This window comes from Paraburkholderia sp. GW821-FHT02A12, assembly GCF_059422005.1.
In genome coordinates this window covers 4099024-4125170 of record NZ_JBWKWA010000001.1, presented here as the reverse complement: position 1 = coordinate 4125170, position 26147 = coordinate 4099024, and the positions used below count along the sequence as shown (strand labels likewise).

At 61.9% G+C, this 26147-nt stretch carries 28 protein-coding genes; 6 read left to right on the top strand and 22 right to left on the bottom strand.

Going from position 1 to position 26147, the window contains the following annotated elements:
- Nucleotides 1–153: 153 nt before the first annotated feature.
- From AC07WT_RS18950 to ychF, 12 genes are all read right to left on the bottom strand, one after another.
- Nucleotides 154–1389, bottom strand: a complete 1236-nt coding sequence (locus tag AC07WT_RS18950) for a phage portal protein (RefSeq protein ID WP_494948096.1) — start codon at nt 1387–1389, stop codon at nt 154–156.
- Nucleotides 1389–1583 carry a hypothetical protein gene (locus AC07WT_RS18945; RefSeq protein ID WP_494948095.1) on the bottom strand — a complete coding sequence of 65 codons (195 nt, stop codon included), beginning with the start codon at nt 1581–1583 and terminating at the stop codon, nt 1389–1391. Before AC07WT_RS18945 ends, AC07WT_RS18950 begins: the two co-directional genes overlap by 1 nt.
- Nucleotides 1584–1591: 8 nt before the next feature.
- Nucleotides 1592–2266 carry a S49 family peptidase gene (locus AC07WT_RS18940; RefSeq protein ID WP_494948094.1) on the bottom strand — a complete coding sequence of 225 codons (675 nt, stop codon included), beginning with the start codon at nt 2264–2266 and terminating at the stop codon, nt 1592–1594.
- A gap of 324 nt (nt 2267–2590) precedes the next feature.
- A complete protein-coding gene (locus AC07WT_RS18935; RefSeq protein WP_494948093.1) occupies nt 2591–3400 on the bottom strand; it encodes a hypothetical protein in 810 nt (269 codons plus the stop codon).
- Nucleotides 3401–3428: 28 nt separating this feature from the next.
- A complete protein-coding gene (locus AC07WT_RS18930) occupies nt 3429–3701 on the bottom strand; it encodes a hypothetical protein (protein WP_494948092.1) in 273 nt (90 codons plus the stop codon).
- A gap of 57 nt (nt 3702–3758) precedes the next feature.
- The gene (locus AC07WT_RS18925) at nt 3759–4316 is read right to left on the bottom strand and encodes a hypothetical protein (protein WP_494948091.1); all 558 of its coding nucleotides are present in this window, start codon (nt 4314–4316) and stop codon (nt 3759–3761) included.
- Between the two features lie 463 nt (nt 4317–4779).
- Nucleotides 4780–4986: a hypothetical protein gene (locus tag AC07WT_RS18920; RefSeq protein WP_494948090.1), complete on the bottom strand. Its 207-nt coding sequence runs from the start codon at nt 4984–4986 to the stop codon at nt 4780–4782.
- Nucleotides 4983–5996 carry a hypothetical protein gene (locus AC07WT_RS18915; RefSeq protein WP_494948089.1) on the bottom strand — a complete coding sequence of 338 codons (1014 nt, stop codon included), beginning with the start codon at nt 5994–5996 and terminating at the stop codon, nt 4983–4985. Before AC07WT_RS18915 ends, AC07WT_RS18920 begins: the two co-directional genes overlap by 4 nt.
- Nucleotides 5996–6298, bottom strand: a complete 303-nt coding sequence (locus AC07WT_RS18910; protein WP_494948088.1) for a helix-turn-helix transcriptional regulator — start codon at nt 6296–6298, stop codon at nt 5996–5998. Before AC07WT_RS18910 ends, AC07WT_RS18915 begins: the two co-directional genes overlap by 1 nt.
- A 224-nt stretch (nt 6299–6522) precedes the next feature.
- Nucleotides 6523–7287 (bottom strand): hypothetical protein, encoded by a 765-nt coding sequence (locus AC07WT_RS18905; RefSeq protein ID WP_494948087.1) that lies wholly within the window; start codon nt 7285–7287, stop codon nt 6523–6525.
- Between the two features lie 351 nt (nt 7288–7638).
- The gene (locus tag AC07WT_RS18900) at nt 7639–8895 is read right to left on the bottom strand and encodes a tyrosine-type recombinase/integrase (RefSeq protein WP_494948086.1); all 1257 of its coding nucleotides are present in this window, start codon (nt 8893–8895) and stop codon (nt 7639–7641) included.
- 304 nt (nt 8896–9199) lie between these two features.
- The gene (ychF, locus tag AC07WT_RS18895) at nt 9200–10294 is read right to left on the bottom strand and encodes a redox-regulated ATPase YchF (RefSeq protein WP_494948085.1); all 1095 of its coding nucleotides are present in this window, start codon (nt 10292–10294) and stop codon (nt 9200–9202) included.
- Between the two features lie 305 nt (nt 10295–10599).
- Between ychF and AC07WT_RS18890 the strand changes: the two genes are divergently transcribed.
- The 4 genes from AC07WT_RS18890 (at nt 10600) to AC07WT_RS18875 (ending at nt 15280) form a co-directional block, all read left to right on the top strand.
- Complete coding sequence (locus tag AC07WT_RS18890) at nt 10600–11772, top strand: UbiH/UbiF family hydroxylase (RefSeq protein WP_492592241.1); 1173 nt, start codon at nt 10600–10602, stop codon at nt 11770–11772.
- A gap of 125 nt (nt 11773–11897) precedes the next feature.
- Nucleotides 11898–12623 carry a DsbC family protein gene (locus tag AC07WT_RS18885; protein WP_494948084.1) on the top strand — a complete coding sequence of 242 codons (726 nt, stop codon included), beginning with the start codon at nt 11898–11900 and terminating at the stop codon, nt 12621–12623.
- 115 nt (nt 12624–12738) lie between these two features.
- Nucleotides 12739–14529 carry a M61 family metallopeptidase gene (locus AC07WT_RS18880; RefSeq protein WP_494948083.1) on the top strand — a complete coding sequence of 597 codons (1791 nt, stop codon included), beginning with the start codon at nt 12739–12741 and terminating at the stop codon, nt 14527–14529.
- Nucleotides 14530–14683: 154 nt separating this feature from the next.
- Nucleotides 14684–15280 carry an FMN-dependent NADH-azoreductase gene (locus AC07WT_RS18875; protein ID WP_492592244.1) on the top strand — a complete coding sequence of 199 codons (597 nt, stop codon included), beginning with the start codon at nt 14684–14686 and terminating at the stop codon, nt 15278–15280.
- Nucleotides 15281–15402: 122 nt separating this feature from the next.
- Here AC07WT_RS18875 and AC07WT_RS18870 read toward each other — a convergent pair whose 3' ends face one another.
- The 8 genes from AC07WT_RS18870 to rpe form a co-directional block, all read right to left on the bottom strand.
- Entirely contained in the window at nt 15403–16239 is an 837-nt protein-coding gene (locus tag AC07WT_RS18870; protein ID WP_494948082.1) for a uracil-DNA glycosylase, read from the bottom strand.
- A gap of 76 nt (nt 16240–16315) precedes the next feature.
- Nucleotides 16316–16942 (bottom strand): CYTH domain-containing protein, encoded by a 627-nt coding sequence (locus AC07WT_RS18865; RefSeq protein ID WP_494948081.1) that lies wholly within the window; start codon nt 16940–16942, stop codon nt 16316–16318.
- A 30-nt stretch (nt 16943–16972) separates the two neighbouring features.
- A complete protein-coding gene (trpC, locus tag AC07WT_RS18860; protein ID WP_494948080.1) occupies nt 16973–17758 on the bottom strand; it encodes an indole-3-glycerol phosphate synthase TrpC in 786 nt (261 codons plus the stop codon).
- A 19-nt stretch (nt 17759–17777) separates the two neighbouring features.
- Nucleotides 17778–18809, bottom strand: a complete 1032-nt coding sequence (trpD, locus tag AC07WT_RS18855) for an anthranilate phosphoribosyltransferase (RefSeq protein WP_494948079.1) — start codon at nt 18807–18809, stop codon at nt 17778–17780.
- A 17-nt stretch (nt 18810–18826) separates the two neighbouring features.
- Nucleotides 18827–19414, bottom strand: coding sequence for an aminodeoxychorismate/anthranilate synthase component II (locus AC07WT_RS18850; protein ID WP_492592248.1), 588 nt, complete (start codon nt 19412–19414; stop codon nt 18827–18829).
- A 13-nt stretch (nt 19415–19427) separates the two neighbouring features.
- Nucleotides 19428–20921, bottom strand: coding sequence for an anthranilate synthase component I (trpE, locus tag AC07WT_RS18845; protein WP_492592249.1), 1494 nt, complete (start codon nt 20919–20921; stop codon nt 19428–19430).
- Between the two features lie 370 nt (nt 20922–21291).
- On the bottom strand, nt 21292–22008 hold the full coding sequence (locus tag AC07WT_RS18840; protein WP_494948078.1) for a phosphoglycolate phosphatase: 717 nt from the start codon (nt 22006–22008) through the stop codon (nt 21292–21294).
- A 2-nt stretch (nt 22009–22010) separates the two neighbouring features.
- Nucleotides 22011–22694: a ribulose-phosphate 3-epimerase gene (gene rpe / locus AC07WT_RS18835; RefSeq protein ID WP_492592251.1), complete on the bottom strand. Its 684-nt coding sequence runs from the start codon at nt 22692–22694 to the stop codon at nt 22011–22013.
- Between the two features lie 275 nt (nt 22695–22969).
- On the opposite strand from rpe, the gene apaG reads away from it, so the two are divergent.
- Nucleotides 22970–23344, top strand: a complete 375-nt coding sequence (apaG, locus tag AC07WT_RS18830) for a Co2+/Mg2+ efflux facilitator ApaG/CorD (RefSeq protein WP_492592252.1) — start codon at nt 22970–22972, stop codon at nt 23342–23344.
- A 46-nt stretch (nt 23345–23390) separates the two neighbouring features.
- Here the strand turns inward: apaG and AC07WT_RS18825 are convergent, their stop codons facing one another.
- Nucleotides 23391–23639: a hypothetical protein gene (locus tag AC07WT_RS18825; RefSeq protein WP_494948470.1), complete on the bottom strand. Its 249-nt coding sequence runs from the start codon at nt 23637–23639 to the stop codon at nt 23391–23393.
- Here AC07WT_RS18825 and mltA point away from each other — a divergent pair.
- Entirely contained in the window at nt 23584–24708 is a 1125-nt protein-coding gene (gene mltA / locus AC07WT_RS18820) for a murein transglycosylase A (protein WP_494948077.1), read from the top strand. The two genes, AC07WT_RS18825 and mltA, sit on opposite strands and share 56 nt — an antisense overlap.
- A gap of 134 nt (nt 24709–24842) precedes the next feature.
- On the opposite strand, the gene paaK is transcribed toward mltA, so the two are convergent.
- Nucleotides 24843–26147 (bottom strand): phenylacetate--CoA ligase PaaK, encoded by a 1305-nt coding sequence (gene paaK, locus AC07WT_RS18815; protein WP_494948076.1) that lies wholly within the window; start codon nt 26145–26147, stop codon nt 24843–24845.

Below are 26147 nucleotides of genomic sequence, written 5' to 3'. Positions count from 1 at the left end.
CGGGAACGCTCGGTGTCCCGGCATGCGAAACGCTAGAGATTCGATACCCCTACCCCGTCTGTGCCCTTCGCACGAGTTTGACGGCATCTGCAAGCCGCTTTCGCGATACCGGCAACGCCCTGCGATACCCTGATTGCCGGCGGCTTGCCGGGCCTATAAACCTTTCGCTCGACCGCCTGCCACTGCGGGCGCCGCGTTGCCGTCGCTGCTGACTGCAGCCATGTTGAGCGGTTGAAGTGGCTCGTCCAGCCCTTCGATCGGATCGTAGCCTTCTTCCTCACGCCCTTCGTTGCGGGTCATGACGCCGATCTGGACCAACTGGTTGATACGTGTTGCACGCGCCGCGCCGTCGCCGCGCATCATGGATTTGTGATCGAAGTCAGGCTCGAGATCCGAATCGGGACCGAGCAGATTGAAGCAAAGCGAGTATTCCCACAGCCGCGCCCACGGCAGCATCGTGTCCGTCCAGAATTCGATGGACTGCTGCTCGATGTTGCTGAACGTCGCCTCGCTCAGGTCGCCGATCTTGTGCGGCGGAATACGGAAGATGCGAGCAATCTCCCTCGTCTTGGCCGCGCGCCCCTCGATGAACTGGCTATCCTTGTTCGTAAGGCCGAGCTCGTGGAACTTCATGCCGCGCTCGAGCACGCCGACCTTGCCGCGGTTGGAACCGCCTTGCATGTCCTGCCACGAATCGCGAAATTTCTGCTTCGCTTCAGTCGTGGCGAACGAGCCTGGATATTCGATCCATCCACCGCCGGGCTTCGCATCGTTGGCGAAAAACCTCGTCGAATAGGACTGCATCGACAGCCCCTCGCCGATGGCCTCGCGTGCCAGCGTGATGAGACTCAAGCCCATATAGCCGTCGTCGCTCAGGCCACGCAGATGCCAGATTTCATGTCGGCTGTAGTAGATGGTCTGACCGTTCTGATCGACATATCGATACCGGTAGTCGCCATTGTCTAGCGGCTCAATCGACATGCGATCCGGGTGCAGCGGAAGCAATTCGGTAATTTCACCGTTGCTCCTGGCCGTGATCTGGCTGAAAGCGTTTCCGCGAAGCGCCAGATGACCCGCCAGCATCATTCGCCATTCAAATGGCGTCTGAAAGCGGTTAGGTGCCTTCTCGATAAGCCTGTAGAGCCAGTGATTCCGCTCTTTCGTGCGACCGCCGCTGACTTTCGGCTTATACAGTTCGAACGGCATGATGGCGAACGACTCGGCCAGCACACGCACGCAAGCCAGCACATCCGGGAGCGTCATGGCCGATGTAGGCGTGACGCGCGCGCCGGAAGCCGTGCGAAGACCGACCGGCGCAAACCAGAAATTTGACCAAGGCGATTTGTCGACTGGCGCGCCAGAGTCGGCGCGAATGCGTGAGATGAACATTAGGCCGGCTCGCTACCGTCAGTTTTCGGTTTGGTCGGTTGGTCCCAACCAGCGACGTACGCGCCGGCCATCGTCAGAACGACCAGGAGGCCGCCGGCAATGGCAATGCCCCAGCCGGGATTGATGACCACGCCGCCAGCGAGGACCATGGCCCATCCGAGCAAGAGAGATACATTAAAAATCTTGATATTCATGGGTCGCCTCAGATGGACAACAACTCGATCTCGTTGCGACGCGCTTGCGCCGAGCGGCCGGGACGGGACGTGCTGCCGGAAGGCGCCGAGCGGGCGAGACGGCCAGAGCGCATGTTGCTCTGCATTTTCTTCGCGAGCTGCTCGAAGGTCATGATTCCATCGATCATATTGGCTGCGAGCGCGTCGTCAGCACCAAGAACGCGGCCTTCGCCCATCCCCCTGCGCACCGCTTCGACGCTGACCCTGCGACCCTTCGCTACCGCCTTGGTGAACATGGCGTAGTAGTCGTTCGCACGCTTTTCCTGAAAGGCGATCGCTTCTGGCGTCAGGCTTTCTCCAAAGGGGCTCATTTCGGTCTTGTACTTGCCGGCACTGAATAGCTGGATGTCGACGCCGGCCATGTCCAATGCCTTCTTAATATTCTGGTGGGCGGAGTACACACCGATGCTGCCCACCTCGCCGCCAGGCGAGCAATAGGCCTCCGTACATTGGGACAGAACCCAGTAGCCCGCGGATGCGGCAAGACTCTGCGCGACGCCGATCACCGGCTTCGATGCCTTTACGCGATTGATCGCATCAGCCAGTTCGGATGTGCCATATACGCTTCCGCCCGGCGTATTGAAAACCATCAGCACTTGCGAAACCGTCTCATCATTCTCCGCATCTGCGAGCTGCTGGCTCACTACGCGCGAACTTGTTCCGCCGTCGCACACGTCAATGTCGCCAGGCCATTCGACCATCGCGCCGAAAACGCTGATGACGGCGATGCTGCTGCCGCGTCCCGCGCTCTGGCGTGCCGGTGCCGATGAAGCCGTTCTGTCTTTCGCGGCGGCTGGCGGCAATTGGCCTGCACAGTGAGAGGCGAAGAAGCCGGTATATGCTGCCATGCGTTCCGGCATCAAGGCCCACAGTTGGGACACTGCCCATGCAATCATGTGCGCGTTTTTCATGCAACATCTCCAATGCTCAGGAATGGCTCAACGACAAATTTATTTGACTTCCTGTGACTACTTCGCCAGCCTGTCAAGCTCCGCCGTTCTCTTAGCCTTTGCCATCTTCCGCTCTTCTCGCGGAAACTTGATGCTTCCGGGCCGGTGAACCGTCGCTTCGCGTTCGCGCGTGAAGTTCACCTCAAGTCGAACTTCACCTTCAGCGTCGAGGTATGGCCACGCAATCAAAAATTCCTTCAGACGCGGGCCGATGTCGCCCGAAATGGCGTTCAGGCGCTCGCTAACCTCGGCGTGCGTCAGCGGCTGCAATGCCATGCCTTCGACTTTCTCGCGCGCGACCTTCAGAAGATTCATGCAGGCCGTTACATCGTCAGCATTCGACTTTTGAACCAGGATCGGGGAGCCAAACCCAAAATGCCGACGCCCCTCAACCTCGAACCAGAACCGCGGCGCGTGTCGGAGCGAGTCCAGAGCGCTGCCGATATGGATCAGGTACTCATCAAGCCGCGAATCTCGGGAATCGTAAAGCGCCTTTCGGATGGAAAAATATTCCTGATCCTTGATGCCTCTGGCACTGAACAGAGCGATCGCCGTCTCTTGTTGCGCTTCCTCGGCGCTCCGAAGTTGCACGCCAAGCGCCTCGACCTTTTTGGCCGCTTCAAGATCGGCCGCAAGCGCCTTTTCGATATCAGCATCGTGGCGCTTATCAAGGCCGTCCAATTGCCGCGCCAGCTCAATGCGCTTGGCGACTCGTTCCTTATCGAGATCGCTTAGCAGGATTTCCGTTGCTGGCGAAGAGAGCAGAATTTTTAGCTTCTGCTCTTCCTTGTCACTGAAACTGGATCGGCTGAAATTGAATTTGGACATGAATTTTTCTTCCACTGGAGAGTTGGAATTAGACTGGGCGGAAACTGACCGCGATTGAGCCGAGATCGGATGCAGAACTGAGCTGATAGCTAAGACGCGGCACGTTTCCTGCAATCCTGAAAGCGCCACTCTGACCCGCGATGAGAGACAGACGCACAACGCCATCGCCGTCCGTCAAAATCAGCGCGCCGCCCAAGGCAAACGGAACGGCGACGGATAAATTCGTCAGCGAATCGGCATCGCTGATCAGGCCGCTCTGGGAGTTGTCCAAAAGAATTGATTGCCCGGTGGTATTTGACATGAGTCTAGACTCCAAAAAGTTACGATTGCATTGATAGGTATGTTGCTCGCCCCGCCATCACCGGCAAAGCGATACGCAAGTCTCAGAAGTTCCGTGCTTCAATTTCCCGTAACGCTTTTTTGCAACACTCAGTTTCGGATGTGGACCCGGGATGCCCGCCGCCAGCACGGCCTGATAAACGCTCTCTGCCGTACGGCAAGTGCGCCGACGTGCGACCGCGTCGAATTCATTCCAGAAGACGAGATAGCGTTTTCCAGACGTCGAGCGCTGCGCTCGCGCCGCCGCTTTGATGAAATCAATCTCGATCGCCAATAGCAACGTCTCGAGCCGATTGGCGGCCATGAAGCCGCTCGCCAACATCGGCACCATCTCGCGCGCCGCCACGTATCGCTTGGTATCGAGTTCTCTTCCGAATTTTCCCAGGGCTGCGGCCTCGATTCGTTGCGCGTCAATCCGGCGTAGAAGTTCGAGCGCTACGTCATCACGGCGATGCTCGAGCGCTCGCAACATGCCTTTCAGCTCCCCGGAGGTTTCAAAAAGGTGTGAATTAAACTTCACTCGGCGTTTAACTTCCTGCAATGGAGGGAGTTGAATTACGCGGCGGGATTCACTCATGACCGACTCTAGTCGACATAGGCGCGTGCGATCACCGTACGCGTCGGGCCGATGACAGGACTCTTTTTCGGGGCGGCCGATACCTGTCGTGATTGACCGGCTGCCGAATCAGTCGCATCAATCAGCGTGCGTTCGAGGCGCGCGAGCCAGGACGCGATAAGCGGGCGATCGGGCCGATAAGGGCTGCAGTCTAGCGAGCCGAGCAACAACTCGGGACGACCGGCCGCGACAAGCCCGCGTTGCAACGCGCGATACGATTCCGAACAGTCCGTGAAGGAGCCACCGCGCCGCCGGATCGCAAGCAATGCATCCACGACATGCGCTTGTCGCTCGAGCAACTCGCGCGTTATTGCCTCATGCGAGGAAGGAGGGCGCCCGGCATGGCAAAAGCAGGCATCGCCACGCGTCGCCGGCAACGGACATCCGCGGGCAGCGCACATGCCGGGTTGGCGCTGATCGGCGGTCATGACGCACCCTGCAATTCGGATACAGCGATCAATGCATCCAGGCGCGCGATTGCCTCGGCGGCCATATCCTCACGAGCCTGAATCGAATCCGGATGCTCGCGGATCTCCCGCGCCTGATAGAGCCGCCGCTCTGCGCGACGAGCGACTATCGCGGCGCGGCCGATCAAGATCAGCAATTCAGAATGCCAGGCGGCCTCATTCATACCGCCTCCCTTTGTCCTTTATCCAGCGCAGCCAGAACGCGCCGCCGGTATTCCGGTAGCTGCTCACCTATGCGGCCGTCATCCAGTCCGATCGAGCGCGCCGCCGCTTGCACGCTCGCGAGGTCATTGCCGACGTGTACGCGCTTCGCTGCGCGTTCCGGCGGGTTAAGCATTTCCTCAATGGCCGGCGCGAGGTACGCGGCCGGAACGCCGTTGAGTTTGTAGGGTTTGCACTTCTCGACGCCGAGTTCGATCTGATGGCGCGTGACGCCTGCCTTGTTCCATCCGGCGATCAGCGGCGAATCGGGCTCGACTTTCACGCCCACCGACTTGAGCCATTCGAAAGTGATCGATACGCCGTCATCCTGCATCACCACGCCGCTGGCTCTATCGTGCGTTGATACTGAGTCATCCCGCGCGCCGCCAGAGGCGCCAGCGTCGTTTTCGCTGGTTTGCGGGTTTGGGTTTTGATGATCGTCTAGATCATCATCAGTCGTAGTCTCATTGGAGTTATCCACAAGCGCGTCATCGCTAGCACTATGACGACGACTGCTATGACGTAAACCTCCCATCACATCACATCTAATCGGTTCTGCGTGGGTTACCCCATAGGTATCCGATGGCTTACCCACGGATAACCCATCGGTTTCCTGTGGGTTATCCGTGGGTTTTTTATCCTTCTTAGGACGGCCGCCGAGTTTGCCGTTTTTCCAGTTCGCTATCAGGGACGCGTTATACATATCCCACTCGTGGACGGTAAGCGCGCCGCCGGCGCCACGCTCGATAAATCCGCTTTGAACCATGGCGGCATCGAAAGCGCGCTCGTCGCCCTCGTAGTGACAAATCGCCTTAAGCGCCGCCGCGGTGATGCTGTCGAACACCCAGGCCCGTCGCAATTGGCAATGCGCCCACAGACGGATTATGTAGACCGGCGCGACCTTATCGCCGCCGAGCAAGTCGACGAGCAACCGCGTCTTCCAGTGATCGGCGAAGTCGGGATCGATGATCATTAGAATTGCGAGGAGCCGGCGCTGGTGACACGTTTCGCGATGCGCGCATTGACAGCCTTCTTGCCAGCGTCCGACTTTGCCAATACCGTCAAGGCTTTTGCTTCGCGCCGCCCGAGAAGCCACGCATCAATTTCGGATTCGTCGAATCCAACGCGCCGCCCTCCCAACGGAATTGGCGAGGGAAAGCCCTCGGTTCTAATCCATAGTGCGATGGTTGACCGGCCGGCATTGGGCTGTTCCGGAGTCTGCTTGTATCCGAGCTTTTCGAGGAGTTCGGGATATTGAATGATTCGGATAGCCAAGGTTATCTCCTGAGCAAAAAAAAGCCCGACGGTGCATTAAGCACTGCCGGGCAATTGATGCCTCCGCGTGGTCCAAGGGGGAGGCTGTAAACGCAAAAACCCGCCACGTGGGCGGGTTCTGCAAACTCTTTACGCAACTTTCCTACGGTATAGGAATGAGGCGATTTTCCGACATCAAATGTCGGATGTCAAGCATTTATCTTCATCATCGAACATGCCGAAGATCAGGTCGCGGCGCCGTCGAGTGCGCCGATGTCGCGCAGGCGAGCAGCAAGACGCGACCAGATCGAATGTTCTTCCGCACCGAGTAGCCTGGATATTGTGCGACCATGGCGTGCCACGGTATCGCGGTGCACGCCGACCATTTCCGCGATCCCGGAGCATTTGTGCGGGGCGGAGAAATGCCGCTCCGTGAGCCAGCGGGTTAAATTGGTATCGCGATACTTCTTGCGCTCCACGCCAGGAGCAAACTGAATAATGAAGTTGATTGCGGTGTACCACACATCATCTTTCAGCCAAGGCCAGCGGGCGCGGCTGTCAGGACGTCGCCCGAACGAATGAGCGCCGCAAGAGGCCAATACGAACGCGAGTTCGAAGCGAGACAAATCTCGCACGACGCGCATGATCGCGCCGCCGGTGCCGTCAAGTTCCACATCGATGAAACCAGTCATGCCACCTGTAGAACTCCCGCTCGTCGGATCGGAAGCGCGGGCGTACGCGCGCTCTAGCGTCGACGCGACAGCCGCTTTAGCGTTCGCGAATTCTTTCGACGAGTCGGGGACGAGCAATGCAAGCAGATGCCTTGGCATTCTTTCGTGCGCTAGCCCTTCCGCCTGCGGATCGCCATCATCCCAGCGGATAGCCGCGGAACCATCGGCGTAGACTTTGACCACCGTTCCAACGCGGAGGGCATACGTGCTGCGTACGCGGTCGTCCGTATGAAGGGCGGGAAATTGGAGTTCTTCCGGATGAGCGGGGGTATTGCGCATTGTGCGGCCTCTTCGGTTTGCGGTGTAAATCCCGCACCCCGTCGCCAAACGGGGTGAGCGGGCGCATGGCGGGGTTGGCGAACCGGCAACCGAAGGAACCGGCGCATCCGAAGATGCCCCCACCAAGGCCCGCCCATTGAAATAGGCGCACAAAGGCGATACGCACAAAAAAGCCGCTCTGCGCGGCCGTGCGCTTCGATTGTTCAGGTCGCCAAACCTGATGCCTGTTGTCTCAGGCACGGCTCGAGTATAGCCGCTCCTTCGCAGTTCACAAGTTGCGTTTGTTGGATAGCGCACACCGAAGTGGCGAATCACGACATGCCGCAATGCTGCCGAAAGCGAAGCTACGTGCTATGCCGCAGTCTGTCGCAGCGTTGCGACCTTGGCACCATCTCGCCACGCGTCGAGCAGATCCGCCCATTGCTGCATCATCCCGGCGCGGTCCTCGAAATGCTTTGCATGGTTGTATGTGCGGCGTACTGCGTTCGGTTCCTCGTGTGCGAGCTGTCGTTCGATCCAGTCGGCGGCAAATCCCATTTCATTGAGGCGGGTGCTGCCGGTCGTGCGGGTCGCGTGCGGGCTGTATTTTCCCGCCCAGCCGATCCCCTTCAGAGCTTGCCGAAGTGTGGCGTCCGTCATCGGCTTTTTGCGGTCGTCGCGGTTCGGGAATACATGTGCATATCTGCCAGTGAGTCCGTGAATTACCTTGAGTTCGTCGACGGCTTGGCGCGGCAACGGCACGATGTGCTCCTTTCGTCCCTTCATTCGCTCGGGGGGAATCCGCCAAATCGCCTTGTCGAGGTCGAACTCCGACCATTGCGCCTCGACGGCCTCATTTGGCCGGCACAGCGTCAGCCACATCAAACGGAATACGCCGATCGTTTGGAAATGCCCGTGATAGTTCGCTACGTCTCGCATCAGTTCGCCAATCTCATCGATGGTGAGGGCGCGCTTGTGCTGTGTCTTGTTTGACGGGAGCGCCTTCCGAACCGGATAGGTTGGATCAGAATCGGCGCGCAGAGTCGACACTGCCAGTTCGAACACGCCCGACATGGTGCGGCGCGCCTCGGCCGCCACAGATGGGCCGTGATCCGCAGCCGCCTTTTTCAGGATTGCGAGGATGTGAGCCGGTTTGACCTGGCGAACGGGGAGAGCGCCGATTGTCGGATAAACCACCCGACGCAGCAGCGAGCGCCGTCGCTCCTTGGTGACCTCTTCCCAATCTTTTAGGGCGAGCCATTCGCCCGCGACCGCTTCGAACGTTGTGGCGTTCTCATGCGCTCGCGTGATGCGCTCGAGTTGCCGCTGATGTGCTGGATTGATGCCTTGCCTGACGAGAGACTTTGCCTCGTCTCGCGCAATGCGGGCCTCGGCGAGTGTGAGTTGGCCGCCCCGGCGCCGCTCGAGCGCCTGTTCTTTCGTCTCGGCGGCCGGCGCCGCGGCATAGTTGCCGAGCGCGAAGACGCTTTCCTTGCCGGTGAGTTCGAAGCGATAGCGCCATGACTTCACGCCGTTTGGTTTGACCTCAAGGTAGAGGCCCGCGCCGTCCGTCAGCTTATAGGGGCGTTCCTTTGGCTTAGCGTTGCGGCATTGCACGTCTTTGAGCATGGATACCTCCATATCGCCCGCAAGGCCAAGGACGGCGCCAATGTCGGGCGAATTACCGCGCGGAGCGCCTTATCCGGCGCAGGTTTGGGCTGCGTTGGGTGACTCAGAGCCTTATTTGGCAAGGGTCTTAGCCGTACCCGGTTTTTTGCAGCCGCCTTTCGCCATCATACCCGGTTTTATACCCGGTTTTCCGCTGGATGTTGCTGTTCGCTGTTGATCATTCGGATATAAAAAACCCCTTGAAACAGCCTGTTCTCAAGGGGTTTATGATCGTTGCTGGACATCGGCAACTATGTATCTAGGCTCAGACGTTGAACAGGAAGTTCATCACGTCGCCGTCGTGCACGACATATTCCTTGCCTTCGGCGCGCATCTTGCCGGCTTCCTTCGCGCCTTGCTCACCCTTGTAGGTGATGAAATCGTTGAAGGCGATCGTCTGCGCGCGAATGAAGCCGCGCTCGAAGTCGGTGTGAATCGCGCCCGCCGCCTGCGGCGCGGTATCGCCGACATGGATGGTCCAAGCGCGCACTTCCTTCACGCCGGCGGTGAAATACGTTTGCAGGCCCAGCAGCTTGAAACCCGCGCGGATCACGCGGTTCAGGCCCGGTTCTTCCATGCCCATGTCCTCGAGGAACACTTCCATGTCGGCTTCGTCGAGGTCGGCGATTTCCGCTTCGATCGCCGCGCACACAGCGACGACCGGCGCGTTTTCCGCTGCCGCGAACTTCGTCACCGCGTCCAGATGCGGGTTGTTCTCGAAGCCGTTTTCCTTCACGTTGGCCACGTACATGGTCGGCTTCGCGGTGATCAGGCAGAACGGCTTGAGTACCGCCTTTTCCTCATCCGACAGATCGAGCGCACGGACCGGCTTCGCCTGATCGAGCTGCGCACGGACTTTTTCCAGCACGGCGGCGAGCTTGCCCGCTTCCTTGTCGTTGCCCGACTTGGCGGCCTTCGAATAGCGCGTCAGCGCCTTCTCGACGGTGGCGAGGTCGGCCAGCGCCAGTTCGGTGTTGATCACTTCGATATCCGACAGCGGATCGATCTTGTTCGCGACGTGAATCACGTTTTCGTCTTCGAAGCAGCGCACCACATGGGTGATCGCGTCGGTTTCGCGGATGTTCGCGAGGAACTGATTGCCCAGACCCTCGCCCTTGCTCGCACCGGCCACGAGGCCGGCGATGTCGACGAATTCCACCACTGCCGGCAAAATGCGCTCCGGCTTGATGATCTCGGCGAGCGCCTGCAGCCGCGCGTCCGGCACTTCGACGATGCCGACGTTCGGCTCGATCGTGCAGAACGGATAGTTTTCGGCGGCGATGCCCGCCTTGGTCAGCGCATTGAACAGGGTGGACTTGCCGACATTAGGCAGGCCGACGATGCCGCATTTGAGGCTCATGGAAATCCTTCAGTGAATCAGTAAGTTGCGTGGTGCGCTCGACGCTGTGCGCTGGATGCGAAAGCATTCGTGATGGCGTGGCGATGGGCCGCAGCGGAGCGAGACAAGACACCAAATCGGGGCGTTGGCTCAACGATTTAGTGCGAGTTTTGTCACGGAAGTCGCGATTGTAACTCTTTCGGGTGGGCTTTCTGGGCGAGGGAGCGGGAAAGCTGGAACGGGCATTGGCATGGACGCCGGTTTCCGAGCCGAAATGCCGCACGCGCCGATCCGTCCCCCGCAACCCCCGCAGCTATAATGCGCGGATGAACGCACACCACCAGACCTTGGATGTCGCCGTGATCGGCGGCGGGCTCGTCGGCAAGACCGCGGCGCTGGCGCTCACGCAAAGCGGACTGCGCGTGGCGCTGCTCGCGCAGCCCTGCGCGCCGCTGCCCGCCGGCGCCACATTCGACTCGCGGGTCTACGCGTTGTCGTCGAGTTCGCAGGCTTTGCTGGAGCGGTTGCGAGTCTGGCAGGCGCTCGATCTGTCGCGGCTGGGTCCCGTCTACGACATGCGTGTCTACGGCGACGCGCACGCCGAGCTCCATTTCTCCGCATTTCAGGCGTCCGTGCCGCAACTGGCGTGGATCGTCGAATCGTCGCTGATCGAGCGTGCACTGGACGCCGCGCTGCGTTTCCAGCCGAATCTCACCTGGATCGACTCGCGCGCTCAGGCGCTCGATCTCGATGCCGGCGGCGCGAGCGTCGGTCTGGCCAACGGCAATGTGCTCGAGGCCGATCTGGTGGTCGGCGCGGACGGCGCGCATTCGTGGGTGCGCGCGCAGATCGGCTCGAAGATGAACCGGCGCGATTACAGGCAAACCGGTGTGGTCGCGAACTTCAAGGCCGAGAAGCCGCACAGCGAAACAGCCTGGCAGTGGTTCAAGGACGGCGAGATCATCGCGCTGCTGCCGATGCCGGACGGCCACGTGTCATTGGTCTGGTCGGCGCGCACCGAGCACGCCGAGCAACTGGTCGCGCTCGATCCGGCGCAACTCGCCGCCGAAGTCGAACGCGTGACGGGCGGCCAGTTTGGCGCGCTCGACTGCGTGACGCCCGCGCAAGGTTTCCCGCTCGCGCTGCAAACCGTCGACCGGTTGGTGGCGCCGCGCGTCGCGCTGGTCGGCGATGCCGCGCATCTGATTCATCCGCTGGCGGGCCAGGGCATGAACCTCGGTTTGCGCGATGTCGCGGCGCTCGCCGAAACAGTCGCCGGCAAGGAAGCGTTCCGCGATCTCGGCGACATGGTGCTGTTGCGCCGCTACGAACGTGCCCGCCGCGAAGACATTCGCGCGCTGATGATCGCCACCGACGGTCTGCAAAAGCTCTTTTCCGTTCCCGGTCCATTCGCCAAGGCATTGCGCAATACCGGCATGGCCTTCGTCGGCGCGCAACCGTTGATCAAGCGCTGGCTGGTGTCGGCCGCGCTGGGCTAAAGCGTGCGCCGGCCCGCATGCCCGGATCGGTGAGACAGGTATGATGAACGGACGGACGCCGTTCTGGTCAGACCAGACACGTCGCAAGAACGCGCACCTCACGCGATAGAACCCAGGAATTCAGCATGAAAAAATCGTTCCGCATCGCGGCAGTCGCGCTCGCGATTTCCGCCGTGGCAATCGGCTGCTCCGCGCAGGCCGATCAAGCCACCGACAAGCTCAAAGCCACGCTGCAAGCGCGTCTGGCCGACGTGAACATCAAGAGCATCACGAAGTCGCCGATTGCCGGCCTGTACGAAGTGAACCTCGGCACGCAGATCGTCTATAGCGATGCGAACGGCGATTACCTGCTGCTCGGCGACATGGTCGATGCGAGGACGCGCAAGAATCTGACGGAAGCGCGTCTGTCGGAAACCAACCGCATCGATTTCGCGAGCCTGCCGTTCGCGAACGCGGTGAAGGTCGTGAAGGGCAACGGCGCGCGCAAGATCGCCGTGTTCTCCGATCCGAACTGCCCGTACTGCAAGCAGCTCGAAACCTCGCTCAAGTCGCTCGACAACGTGACGGTCTACACCTTCCTGTATCCGGTCCTGTCGCCGGATTCGACCGCCAAGTCGAAGTCGATCTGGTGCTCGACCGACCGCGCGAAGGCGTGGGAATCGTGGATGCAGAACCATCAGGCGCCGACGGCCGCCGGCACCTGCGACACCGCCGCGATCGACAAGAATCTGGCGCTCGGCCACGCAATGAACGTCGACGGCACGCCCACCGTGTTCCTCGCCGACGGCCGCCGTCTGCCCGGCGCCGTGCCGGCGGACCGGCTGGACAAGGAAATGTCCGCCGTGCACTGAGCACCTCGCGTGAGTCGAACAGAGGAGGCGCGGCATGCGCCTCCTTTCGCATCAAGCCCCGAACATCCCCGCCTGACAGCACCTGCGACCACCTAAGACCCACTAAGCGCCGCCGATGAAGCCGATCCGCTACACCATCGTTCCCAGGCAACCCGCCGCCCATCTGTTCGAAGTCACCGTGACCGTCGCCGATCCCGATCCGGCCGGCCAGCGTTTCATGCTGCCGGTGTGGATTCCGGGCAGCTACATGGTGCGCGAATTCGCGCGCAACATCGTCACGCTGCGTGCGTTCAACGACGCGGGCCGCAAAGTGCGCATCGAGAAGACCGACAAGCACACGTGGCAGGCCGCGCCGGTCAAAGGCGCGCTGACGCTGCGCTACGAGGTGTATGCATGGGATCTGTCGGTGCGTGCCGCGCATCTGGACGATACGACCGGCTTTTTCAACGGCACCAGCGTGTTTCTGTCGCCGCTCGGTCATGAGGAAGCGCAGTGCGTGGTCGATATTCAGAAGCCCGAGGGCGCCGCGTATCGCGACTGGCGTGTCGCGACCGCGTTGCCGCAAGCTCGCGGCACGAAGCGCTACGGCTTTGGCGAGTATCGCGCGCAGAACTACGACGAGCTGATCGATCATCCGGTCACGCTGGGTGAATTCGCGTTGGCGACCTTCAAGGCGCATGGCGTGCCGCACGATATCGCGATCGCCGGGCGCGTGGTCGGGCTCGACATGGCGCGGCTGTCCGCCGACCTGAAGCGCATCTGCGAAGCGCAGATCGCGTTGTTCGAGCCGAAGTCGAAGAAGGCGCCGGTCGAGCGCTATGTGTTCATGACGCAAGCGGTCGCCGACGGTTACGGCGGCCTGGAGCATCGCGCGTCGACGGCGCTGATCTGCACTCGCGGCGATCTGCCGGTGGAAGGCCGCGACGCGCTCACGGAAGGCTACCGGACCTACCTCGGCCTGTGCAGCCACGAATACTTCCACACGTGGAATGTGAAGCGCATCAAGCCGGCGGTGTTCGCGCCGTATGACCTGACCCGCGAGAACTACACGTCGCTGCTGTGGCTGTTCGAAGGTTTCACGTCTTATTACGACGACCTGATGCTGGTGCGCAGCGGCGTCATTTCGCAGGAAGACTATCTCGGCATGGTCGGCAAGGTGATCGGCGGCGTGCTGCGCGGCAGCGGCCGCCAGAAGCAGACGGTCGCGGAAAGCTCGTTCGACGCCTGGGTCAAATATTACCGGCAGGACGAAAACGCGCCGAACGCGATCGTCAGCTATTACACCAAGGGCTCGCTGGTCGCGCTGGCGTTCGATCTGACGATTCGCGCGCAAACCAACAACCGCAAATCGCTCGATGACGTGATGCGTCTGCTGTGGCAGCGCTTCGGGCGGGACTTCTATCGCGGCAAGCCAGTCGGCGTCGAGGAAGGCGAAATCGAGGCGCTTTTCGCGGAAGCGACCGGCGCGCACCTCGGCGAACTGTTCGCCGACGCCGTGTACGGTACGCGCGATCTGCCGCTCGACACGCTGCTGGCGCCGTTCGGCGTCACGCTTGCGCCGGATCTGGAGAAAAACGGCAAGCCTTCGCTCGGCGCGCGCGTGCGCGGCGGCGCGGAGTGCACGCTGACGGCGGTCCACGAAGGCAGCGCAGCGCAAAAAGCCGGGCTATCGGCGGGCGACGTGCTGATCGCGATCGACGGTCTGCGCGTAACCGGCTCGAATCTTGACGCGCTGTTATCGCGCTATCTGCCGGGCGCGAAAGTCGACGTTCACGCCTTCCGCCGCGACGAGCTGCGCACCACGCAAGTCAAGCTGGACGGGCCTGAGGTGTCGCGTTACAAGCTCGCCGTGAGCGATAAGCGGCCCACCGCGCGCAAAGCACGCGACCGCTGGCTCGCAAGCTGATCGTAATCAAAGCCGTTGCAAATCGGCGGCTCAAGGCGGCGGATTGTTCTATCCATGCAACAATCCGTCGCTGTCGGATGGCTTTTTCCCGGGCCGGTAAAAAAACACAATGGCTCCACTCGCGCAACACTGCGCGCCCCTACTGGAGTCAACCATGACCACGATCCTGCAAATCAACTCGGCAGCCCGCTCGCAAGGCGCGAACTCGACGTTGCTCGTCAACGAGCTGACCGCCAGGCTGCAACAATCGAATCCGGGCGCGCAAGTCGTCGTTCGGAATCTGCAAGCTGAACCGCTGCCGCATCTGGACGACGCCGTCCTCGGCGCGTTCTTCACGCCGGCCGACCAACGCACGCCGGAACAAGCCGCGATCTCGGCCCGCAGCGAAGCGTTGATTGCCGAACTGCAAGCCGCCGACATCGTCGTGATCGGCGCGCCGATGTACAACTTCGGCATCTCGTCGCAACTGAAGACGTATTTCGACTTCATCGCACGCGCCGGCATCACGTTCCAGTACACGGCGAACGGTCCGGAAGGTCTCGTGAAGGGGAAGAAGGTCTACGTCGTGTCGGCGCGCGGCGGCAAGTATCTGGGCACCCCGAACGACAGCCAAACCCCGTACCTGAAGAGCTTCCTCGGATTCCTCGGCATGACCGACGTGAACTTCATCTACGCCGAAGGCCTGAACATGGGCCCGGACGCAGCGGGTGCGGCGCTGGCCGCTGCGCGCGAAGCAATCGCTGCTGCGTAAGGTTGTCTTCGCCGCGTCAGCTTCGGCGCGGTGAAAAGAAAAAAACGCCACGGAACGGGAGTTTCGTGGCGTTTTTGTTTGTGCTTCCGCTTCAATGCGCTGACAAATGCGGCGTTATTGCGTTAGGCCAGCATTTGCGCCTCGTCGGGCAAACGCCAGTCGATCGTTTGGCGGCCATGTTTCGCCAGATACTCATTGGCCAAAGCAAAATGCCCGCAACCGAGAAAGCCGCGATGCGCCGACAGCGGCGACGGATGCGGCGCCTCCAGCACGTAATGCGACTTGCCGCCGAGCAGCACACGCTTGGCTTGCGCGTGCGCGCCCCACAGCATGAACACGAGGCCGTCGTGGCGCATCGCCAGTTCGTGAATCAAGGTGTCCGTGCACTTCTCCCAGCCGCGTTTCGCGTGGCTCGCGGCCGAATTGCGCTCGACGGTCAACACCGTGTTCAACAGCAGCACGCCTTGTCTTGCCCAGGCGTCGAGGCAGCCGTGATGCGGCGGCTCGTAGCCGAGACTCGCGGCGATCTCCTTGAAGATGTTGCGCAGCGACGGCGGCGGACGCACGGCCGGCGGCACTGAAAACGCGAGCCCGTGAGCTTGCGGCGTGCCGCGGTCTTCGCCGTGATAGGGGTCCTGGCCGAGGATCACGACTTTCACATCGTCGGGGCTGGTCAGGCGCAGTGCGCGAAATACGTCGGCGGGATAGACGGTTTTGCCGGCCGCCCGCTCACCGTCGACGAAGCGGCACAGCGGCGCGTAGGCTTCGCTATCGATGAACGGCTTGAGATGCGCGCGCCACACGGGCGGCAGGGCGGCGAATTGGGCTTCGAGCGTCGGCGGGGCGTCGGTGCCCGGCGGCGTCTGAGGCTGAGTGGTCGTGGTGCTAGCCGGCGTGACGGCGTCGCCGAACAACGAGGCTTGCGACGGATTGGAGCGGTTGCGGGAAGCTGAGGTCATGGCGGGGAAGTGTCGCAGCAAACGCGGTGTTGCTCAAGATGCGGTTGGCGCGCGGCGGCGGCGCGCTCACCGTCGCTCAGGCCGCTCGCAATTGATAGCCGCGCTGTGCTTTGCTGATGTTGTCCGGCGCGAGGCCGGCTACGTGTTTGCCGAGTTCGCTCGCGAGCGCATTGAGCGCGGTTTCGTCGCCGGATTTCAGCTCGAGCTCGACCTCGGAAATCGGCGCGCGGCGAAGTTCGCCGTTCACTTCGGCGAGCACGTCACCCTGGTCGATCGCGGCCTCGACGTCCGAGCCGTCCAGCTCGACATGCCATAGCGTGCGGGTGAAGTTCGTGCGGAACAGTTCGATCAACTCCGGCGCCGCCTCACGCAAGGCTTTGGCGGCGGCGGGATCGTCGCACGCATGCAGCAACGCGTCGATTTCCAGTTTCTCGGCGGCCACCGGCATTTCCCACTCGTGGCGGCTGTGCAAACCATCCTTCGCTTCGCCCACCGTCTTGAAGGTTTGCAGCCAGCCGTCCGGCGTGTGCCGCAGTCGCAGCGCGCTTTTCGCACTCGCCAGCGCGAGTTTCGGCGTATCGAAGTAAATATTCGCCAGCTTGACCGGGCGGCCCTCGTCGCCGGTGCGCGCGACGAACCACTGGGTCGCCGCCTTGACCTGGCTCACCGGCAGCGCCAGCTTGATTTCACGTTCCATGCCCATGACTTGCTTCGCTCCGTGCGTTCGGGATGTTCAGAAAAACATCCGCGCAAGTTCCACACCCGGCTCTTCCGCGCGCATGAACGCCTCGCCGACGAGGAACGTATGCACGTCCATCGCCCGCAGCCGTTCGACGTCGGCGCGCGACAGGAGACCCGATTCGGTGACGACGATACGGTCGTCCGGAATCGATTCGAGCATGCCGATGGTCGTCTCGATCGACGTTTCGAACGTGCGCAGATTGCGGTTGTTGATGCCGATCAGCGGCGTCTTCAGCGTGAGCGCTTGCATCAGTTCGTCGTTGTCGTGCACTTCCACCAGCACCGCGAGACCCAGCGAATGCGCGAGCGCCTCGAGGTCCTGCATCTGCGAGGTGTCGAGCGCGGCGGCGATCAGCAGGATCGCGTCGGCGCCCATCGCGCGGGCTTCGACGATCTGATACGGATCGACGATGAAGTCCTTGCGCAGCACCGGCAAGCTGCACGCCGCGCGCGCCTCCTTCAGATACGCGACGCTGCCCTGGAAGAACTGCACGTCGGTGAGAACGGAGAGACAGGCCGCGCCGTGTTGTTCATACGAACGGGCGATCTCGGCCGGCACGAAATGCTCGCGCAGCACGCCTTTGGACGGGCTCGCCTTTTTCACCTCGGCGATCACGGCAGCCAGACCGGCCGCGTGCTTCGCGCGCAATGCGCCGACGAAATCGCGGATATCGCGCGACGACGCTTCGAGGCGCAGTTCTTCGAGCGGCGCGCTCTGTTCGGCCGCGCGGACTTCGTCGCGTTTGACCGCGATGATGCGGTCCAGGATGTCGCTCATGAGTGTCTCGCTACGAAAGTTACTGCTTGAATTGCTGGGTGAAGCGGATCAGTTCGTCGACCTTCGCGCGGGCCTTGCCGCTCGCGATCGCTTCCCGCGCCAACTGGATGCCGTCCGCAATCGATGCGGCCACATTCGCCGAATACAGCGCGGTGCCTGCGTTCAGCGTGACGATTTCACGCGCGACGCCCGGCTTGTTGTCGAGCGCTTCGAGCAGCATCACTTTGGATTCGGCGGCGTCGGCCACTTTCAGCGTGCGGTTCGACACCATCTGCATGCCGAAGTCTTCCGGATGGATCTCGTACTCGTGCACTTCGCCGTCGCGCAACTCGCCGACTTGCGTCGTCGCGCCGAGCGAGACTTCATCCATGCCGTCCATACCGTACACGACCAGCACGTGCTTCGCGCCGAGGCGCTGCATCACGCGCACCTGAATGCCGACGAGGTCGGCGTGGAACACGCCCATCAGCTGATTCGGCGCGCCGGCCGGGTTGGTCAGCGGCCCGAGAATGTTGAAGATGGTCCGCACGCCGAGTTCGCGGCGCACCGGCGCGATGTTTTTCATCGCCGGATGATGATTCGGCGCGAACATGAAACCCATGCCGGTTTCCGCAATCGACGCCGCCACCTGTTCCGGCTGCAGATCGATATTCACGCCGAGCGCTTCGAGCACGTCCGCGCTGCCCGACTTGCTCGACACGCCGCGGTTGCCGTGCTTCGCGACCTTCGCGCCGGCCGCCGCGGAGACGAACATCGTCGCGGTGGAAATGTTGAAGGTGTGCGAGCCGTCGCCGCCGGTGCCGACGATATCGACGAAGTTCGAGTTGTCCTGCACGTCCACGTGCCGGGCAAATTCACGCATCACCGTGGCGGCGGCGGTGATTTCGCCGATGGTCTCTTTTTTGACGCGCAAGCCGGTGATGATCGCCGCCGCCATCACGGGCGAGAGTTCACCGCGCATGATGAGCCGCATCAGATGCAGCATTTCGTCGTGGAAAATTTCGCGGTGCTCGATCGTGCGCTGCAACGCTTCCTGGGGCGTAATCGTCATGATGTCGTCTCTCTTCATCAAGCGTTGCGATGAGCCAGCTTCGACTGCTTCACGAAGTTTTCGAGCAGCGCGTGGCCGTGTTCGGACAGGATCGATTCCGGATGGAACTGCACGCCTTCCACAGCCAGCTCCTTATGACGCACGCCCATGATCTCGCCGTCCACGGTCCACGCGGACACTTCGAGACAGTCGGGCAGCGATTCGCGTTCGATCGCGAGCGAGTGGTAGCGGGTCACGACGAAATGCTTCGGCAGGTCGGCGAATACGCCTTTGCAGTCGGTTTCGATCGTGCTCACCTTGCCGTGCATGATGGTCTGGGCGCGCACCACGCGCCCGCCGAATGCCTCGCCGATCGCCTGGTGGCCGAGGCACACGCCGAGAATCGGCGTCTTGCCGGCGAATTCGCGCAGCACGTCGAGCGTGATGCCGGCGTGTTGCGGATTGCTCGGACCGGGCGACAGGCAGATGCGCTCGGGATTGAGCTTGGCGATTTCGTCCAGCGTGATTTCGTCGTTCCGGAAGGTGCGCACGTCTTCGCCGAGTTCGCCGAAGTACTGCACCAGGTTGTAGGTGAACGAGTCGTAATTGTCGATCATGAGCAGCATGGTCTGTCTCCGGTCAGAAGTCGCTATCGAGGCCGTCTTGAACTTGTTCGGCAGCGCGCAACACGGCGCGCGCCTTGTTCTCGGTCTCTTGCCATTCGGATTCCGGCACCGAATCCGCGACCACACCCGCTGCCGCCTGCACATACAGATTGCCGTTCGCGATTACGCCGGTGCGGATCGTGATCGCCAGATCCATTTCGCCGGTGAACGACAGATAGCCGACCGCTCCGCCGTACAGGCCGCGCTTCACGGGTTCCAGCTCGTCGATCAGTTCCATCGCGCGAACCTTCGGCGCGCCGGACAGCGTGCCGGCCGGGAAGGTGGCGCGCAGCACGTCGAAATTGGTGGTGCCGGGTTTCAGCTTGCCTTCGACCGAACTCACGATGTGCTGCACGTGCGAGTACTTTTCGATCACCATCTTGTCGGTGACGATCACCGAGCCGATCTGCGCGATGCGGCCCACGTCGTTACGCGCGAGGTCGATCAGCATCACGTGCTCGGCGATTTCCTTCGGATCGTTTAGCAGTTCGGTGGCGAGTTCCGCATCGCGTTCCGGCGTATTGCCGCGCGGACGCGTGCCGGCGAGCGGCCGGATCGTGACGATGCGATCCTCGCCGCGCTTTTCCTGGCGCACCAGAATTTCCGGCGACGCGCCAACCACGTGGAAGTCGCCGAAGTTGTAGTAATACATATACGGCGACGGATTCAGCGAACGCAGCGCGCGATACAGCGACAGCGGGTTGTCGCGGTACGGCTTGGTCAGGCGCTGGCCGACCTGCACTTGCATCAGTTCGCCGGCGGCGATGTATTCCTTCGCCTTGCGCACTGCGGTCAGATAATCGTCTTTTGCGAACTCGCGGTAAGTCTCGGTGCGCACGCTCGCCGACGTAACCGGCGGCTGCACGGTCGAGCGCAAGCGCTGGCGCAATTCACGCAGACGCTGTTTGGCGCGCGTGTAGGCTTCGGGCTGCGTCGGGTCGGCGTAGATCACCAGATAGAGCTTGCCCGCCAGGTTGTCGATCACCGCGACTTCTTCGGTCAGCAGCAACTGGATGTCGGGCAGGTTCAGATCGTCTTTCGGCGCGGTGTGCGCGAGCTTTTTCTCGATGTAGCGCACCGCGTCGTAGCCGAAGTAACCGGCGAGGCCGCCCGCGAAACGCGGCAGCCCCGGGCGTTGCGCGACCTTGAAGCGGCTCTGGAATTGCTGGATGAACTCGAGCGGATCGCCCTCATGCGTTTCGACGACTTTGCCGTCGCGCACGACTTCCGACACGCCGTTGCGGGTGCGCAGCAAGGTGCGCGCCGGCAGGCCGATAAACGAATAGCGGCCGAAGCGTTCGCCGCCCACCACCGATTCCAGCAGGAACGAGTTGGCGCCGTTGCGTTCGCTTTGCGCGAGCTTCAGGTAGAGCGAAAGCGGCGTTTCGAGGTCGGCGAGCGCTTCGGCGATCAGCGGAATGCGGTTGAAGCCCTCATTGGCGAGGGACTGGAATTCGAGTTCGGTCATGTTCCGATCCTGTTCATAGGTCCGGCGGCAGCGTGCGTCGGACAAAGCGGGGCGTTGCGCGGCCGGTCAGGCGTGGGTTCGTCTGGTAGACACGATGATACCGACCGGCGCGAGTTTCCCATCGACGCGTGCAAGGGGTTCCAGCACATAGCGATACCTTATGGGTACACGTTGGCCGAATCAACCGATGCAGCGATACAAGGGGATGGAAAATACGCGTGAGCGCAGCGAAGTAAAAAACGGTTGCCGAAGACGAGCTTCAGCGTACCTCAGGCGAGGTTAGCGCGACCAGCGACGCCAGGGCCAGGCTCCCCGGTCGATGCTAATCAGACTCCGTTTTTTATTCAGAAACATGAGGATGAAGGACTTTTCAAGTCGTGGAATGGTGCACTGCGATTGCCTTGGCGGCGTCGAGTAGCGAGGCAACTATACCATCGGATTTTATTGTTTGTATAGCTTGGCCGTGGTTGTAGCCGTACGGCACCGTCAGCGTCGCCATGCCCGCGGCGCGGCCCGCCAGCGCATCGTTTTCCGAATCGCCGATGGCGACGGTGGCTTGCGGCGCGACGCCGAGCTGGGCCGCCGCCGTGAGCATTGGCAGCGGATCCGGCTTCTTTTTCGGCAGACTGTCGCCGCCGAGCACGACGCTGAAATACTGGCTGAGCCCGTACTGCTGCAGCAGTTCCACGGCGAATCGGTGCGGCTTGTTGGTCACGCAGGCGAGCTTGAGGCCGGCATCGCGCATCGAGATCAGGCCGGCTTCGACGTCGGGAAAAAGCCGCGTGTGCAAGCCGTTGATCTTCGCGTATTCCACCTGGTAGATGGCGAGCGCCTCGTCGAAGCGGTCTTGCGCATGGTCCGCTTCGAAACGCGGCGCCAGCACGCTGCGGATCAGGTGCTCCGAACCCTTGCCGACATACCCAACCACTTCCTCACGCGAGGTTTCCGTCGCGTCGAGTTGCGCGAGCATGCCGTTCAGGCCGGCGGTGAAGTCGTCGGCGGTATCGATCATCGTGCCGTCGAGGTCGATGATCGCGGCTTGCAGGCGCGGGCCGGTGAAAGTCGGGGCAGGGAACGCAGTCGTCATATTTAGTGCTGAACGTTGGCGAGTGCGGCGCGCATCTCGTCGATCACAACCTTGTGATCCGGCGCGCCGAAGATCGCCGAGCCGGCCACGAATGTGTCCGCGCCGGCCGCCGCGATCCCGGCAATGTTGTCGACTTTAACGCCGCCGTCCACCTCGAGATGAATCTCGCGGCCGGTCTTTTCCTTGTACGCGTCGATGCGCTTGCGTGCCTCGCGCAGCTTGTTGAGCGCTTCAGGAATGAACGACTGGCCGCCGAAGCCCGGATTCACCGACATGATCAGCACGAGATCGAGTTTGTCCATCACGTGATCCAGATAATTCAGCGACGTGGCCGGATTGAACACGAGGCCGGCCTTGCAGCCGTGGTCGCGAATCAGCGACAGCGTGCGGTCGATATGGTCCGAGCCTTCCGGGTGAAAGCTGATCAGGTTCGCTCCGGCCTTGGCGAAGTCCGGCACGATGCGGTCGACCGGACGCACCATCAGATGCACGTCGATCGGCACGTTCACGTGCGGGCGGATCGCTTCGCAGACGAGCGGGCCGATCGTCAGGTTCGGCACATAGTGGTTGTCCATCACGTCGAAGTGAATCCAGTCGGCGCCGGCGGCGACGACGTTGCGGACTTCTTCGCCCAAGCGGGCGAAATCGGCGGACAGGATGCTGGGAGCGATGCGGAATTGCGTCATGGCAGGGGCGGATGCAAGCGGGAAAGCGCCATTTTACCGGTTTGTGCGACTGGGAACCCGATAGCGGGCGGTTCGATGCCGGTTCCGGATTGCATGCTAAAAGCGACAAAACGCCTTAACCGCCATTGGCCGAAGGGATTTGTCCGGTTGCGGGCGTGCCGCGCATCAAGCAGAATGCCAAACCATAAGCGCCGGATCGCCAATGTGCCCGCAAACCATTGGCATTCGGGCTTCCCAGCGATTTTCCAGCGCCGTTTCATCAGACCGGAATCAGGATGAGCCAGTACGAATTCAGCGTCTCGGCGCAGGTGCAGTATCTGCCCGAAGAGTCGGACCCGGAGCGCCGCCAGTATGCGTTCGCATACACGCTGACTATCCGTAACAACGGCCAGGTGCCTGCGCAACTGATTGCGCGCCACTGGGTGATCACCGATAGCGACAAGAACGTGCAGGAGGTGAAAGGCCTTGGCGTGGTCGGCCATCAGCCGCTGCTCAAACCCGGTGAGCAGTTCGAATATACGAGTTGGGCGGTGATCGCTACGCCCGTCGGCACAATGCGCGGCGAGTATTTTTGCGTGGCGGAGGACGGCGAGCGCTTCGACGCGCCCGTGCCCGAGTTCATCCTGCGCATGCCGCGCACGTTGCATTGAACCGGGGGCGCGTCCAGCGGTCTTTAAAAAGCTTTACTGTGCAGCTTCACTGCGGTTTTTGCTGCTTTTGCTGTTCGCTACTGTTGTTGGCGCGCGCGGCTTTTTTCTTGCCGGATGACGTCCACACAACGATAAAGACGAGCAGGAAGAGCGCGAGGAGCGATTCCAGCGCGAAGATGAGCATCGGGTATTCGTCGAACAGATCAGACATGGCGGTTTCCATCAAGAACGAACATTGTATGCGTTTTGTCCGCACGGCCGGAGCATGGCTCGGGGCGCTTTCGGTTGCTGTCATGCTTGCTTCCTGCGGTGGCGGCGGCGCGGTCAGGCCTTCGGTTTCGCCGCCCACAGGCGCCGCGATCATACCCGGACAGATCGCCCCGGCGCGGCTCACAGCAGTGGCCTGGCAGCAGGTGCCGGGCTGGCAGGACGACTCGTTGATCGGCGCGACGGCCGCGCTGCGGCAAAACTGCGTGAGACTGGCGCGCCAACCGAACTGGGCGCGCGCATGTGCGGCAGCTTCGCAAATCGACGATCTCGACGTCACCACCGCCCGTGCATTTTTCGAGGCCTATTTCACGCCTTTCCAGCTAGCCAATAACGACGGCACACTCGACGGTCTCGTCACCGGTTACTACGAGCCGTTGCTGCGCGGATCGCGCACGCGGCACGGCGTGTACCAGACTGCGCTGTATCGCTGGCCGTCCGGTTATCGCGCGGGCGCACCGCTGCCGGCGCGTGCGCAACTCGAGCGCGCGGGCGTGCTCAACGGCAATGAACTGGTGTGGGTCGACGATCCGATCGAAGCGTTCTTCCTGCAGGTGCAAGGGTCCGGACGCGTCGTGATGGAAGACGGCAGCGTGATGCGGGTCGGCTTTGGCGGCACGAACAATCAGCCGTACAAGTCGATCGGACGGTGGCTGCTCGATCGCGGTGAGCTCACGCCGGCGCAGGCGACCATGCAGGGCATCAAGGCATGGGCGCGCGCTAATCCGACACGGGTCGACACGCTGCTCGACACGAATCCGCGCTTCGTGTTCTTCCGCGAAATGCCGTCCGGCGAGAGCGTGCCGACCGGCGGCGCCGACGGCCCCGTTGGCGCGCTCGGCGTGCCGCTGACGCCGGAGCGGTCGATTGCGGTTGATCCGACTTCGATTCCCCTCGGTACGCCGGTGTTTTTGCAGACCACGCGTCCGTTGACGAACTCGCCGATGAATCGCCTCGTCTTTGCGCAGGACACGGGGTCCGCGATCAAAGGCGGTGTGCGCGCCGACTACTTCTGGGGTCTCGGCGACGATGCCGGAGATCTGGCCGGCAAGATGAAGCAGGGTGGCCGGATGTGGTTGTTGCTGCCGAATTCCTGATGGTTCGGCGGTAGCGGCCTGAGGGCGGCATTTCCTGGTTGGAGACGCCGCCCTTGCTTTATCTGCTGCTACGGCGTGCTGCTTCGGCTGGTGCATTTTTGCAGTCGCGCAGACACCAGCCGCCGTTCGCAAGCCTAGAGTCCGGATGTCCGCTTGTCGACCACTCGACGCGCCTTGCCCACCGAACGCTCGATCCCGTTCACTGCCAGCACGTTGACTATCGCGCTGACGCCGATCAGCGCCTTGATGTCATAGGTCAGCGCCTGCTTTGCCGTGTTCAGCGCGGCCCTGTCCGGCGCCGCTTCCGGGCAGGGTTCGACGTTCAGCGTCAACACGTCGAGCGGACCTTCCTTGGTCAGCACGATCTGGTAGTGAGGCGCGAGGGCATGCTGCTTGAGCAGCAATTCTTCGATCTGCGTCGGGAACACGTTGACGCCGCGCACGATCATCATGTCGTCTGAACGGCCAGTGATCTTTTCCATCCGACGCATGGTGCGGGCGCTGCCTGGCAAGAGGCGCGTCAGATCGCGTGTCCGGTAACGGACGATCGGCAGCGCTTCCTTTGTCAACGACGTAAACACCAGTTCGCCGAGTTCGCCGTCCGGCAGCACCTCGCCGGTTTCGGGATCGATGATCTCGGGATAGAAATGATCTTCCCAAATGGTCGGGCCATCTTTGGTTTCGACACACTCCGACGCCACACCGGGCCCCATCACTTCGGACAAACCGTAGATATCGACCGCGTCGATGCCCATGCGCTTTTCGATCGCCAGGCGCATGTCGTTGGTCCACGGCTCCGCGCCGAAGATGCCGATGCGCAGCGAGCAAGTGGCCGGATCGACGCCTTGCCGCTCGAGTTCGTCGGCGATCGAGAGCATGTAGCTCGGCGTCACCATGATGATGTCCGGGCGGAAATCCTGGATCAGTTGCACCTGCTTTTCGGTCTGGCCGCCGCCGAACGGGATCACCGTCAGGCCCGCGCGTTCGGCGCCGTAATGTGCACCGAGGCCGCCGGTGAAGAGGCCATAGCCGTAGCTCACGTGTACTTTGTCGCCGCGCTTCGCACCGGCGGCGCGGATCGAACGCGCCACGAGATTCGCCCATGTATCGATATCGCGCGCGGTGTAGCCGACGACGGTCGGTTTGCCCGTCGTACCCGATGACGCGTGGATCCGCGAAATCTGCTCCTGCGGTACGGCGAACATGCCGAACGGATAGTTGTCGCGCAGATCCTTCTTGGTGGTGAAGGGGAAACGCGACAGGTCCGCGAGGGTCTTCAGATCGCCCGGGTGGACACCCGCTTCGTCGAATTTGTGCCGATAAACCGGCGAGTTCTTATAGGCGTGGTTCAGCGACCACTTGAGCCGTTCGAGCTGGAGCGCGGCAAGTTCGTCGCGGCTGGCGGTCTCGATGGGATCGAGAGGGAGGGCGGTGGTCAT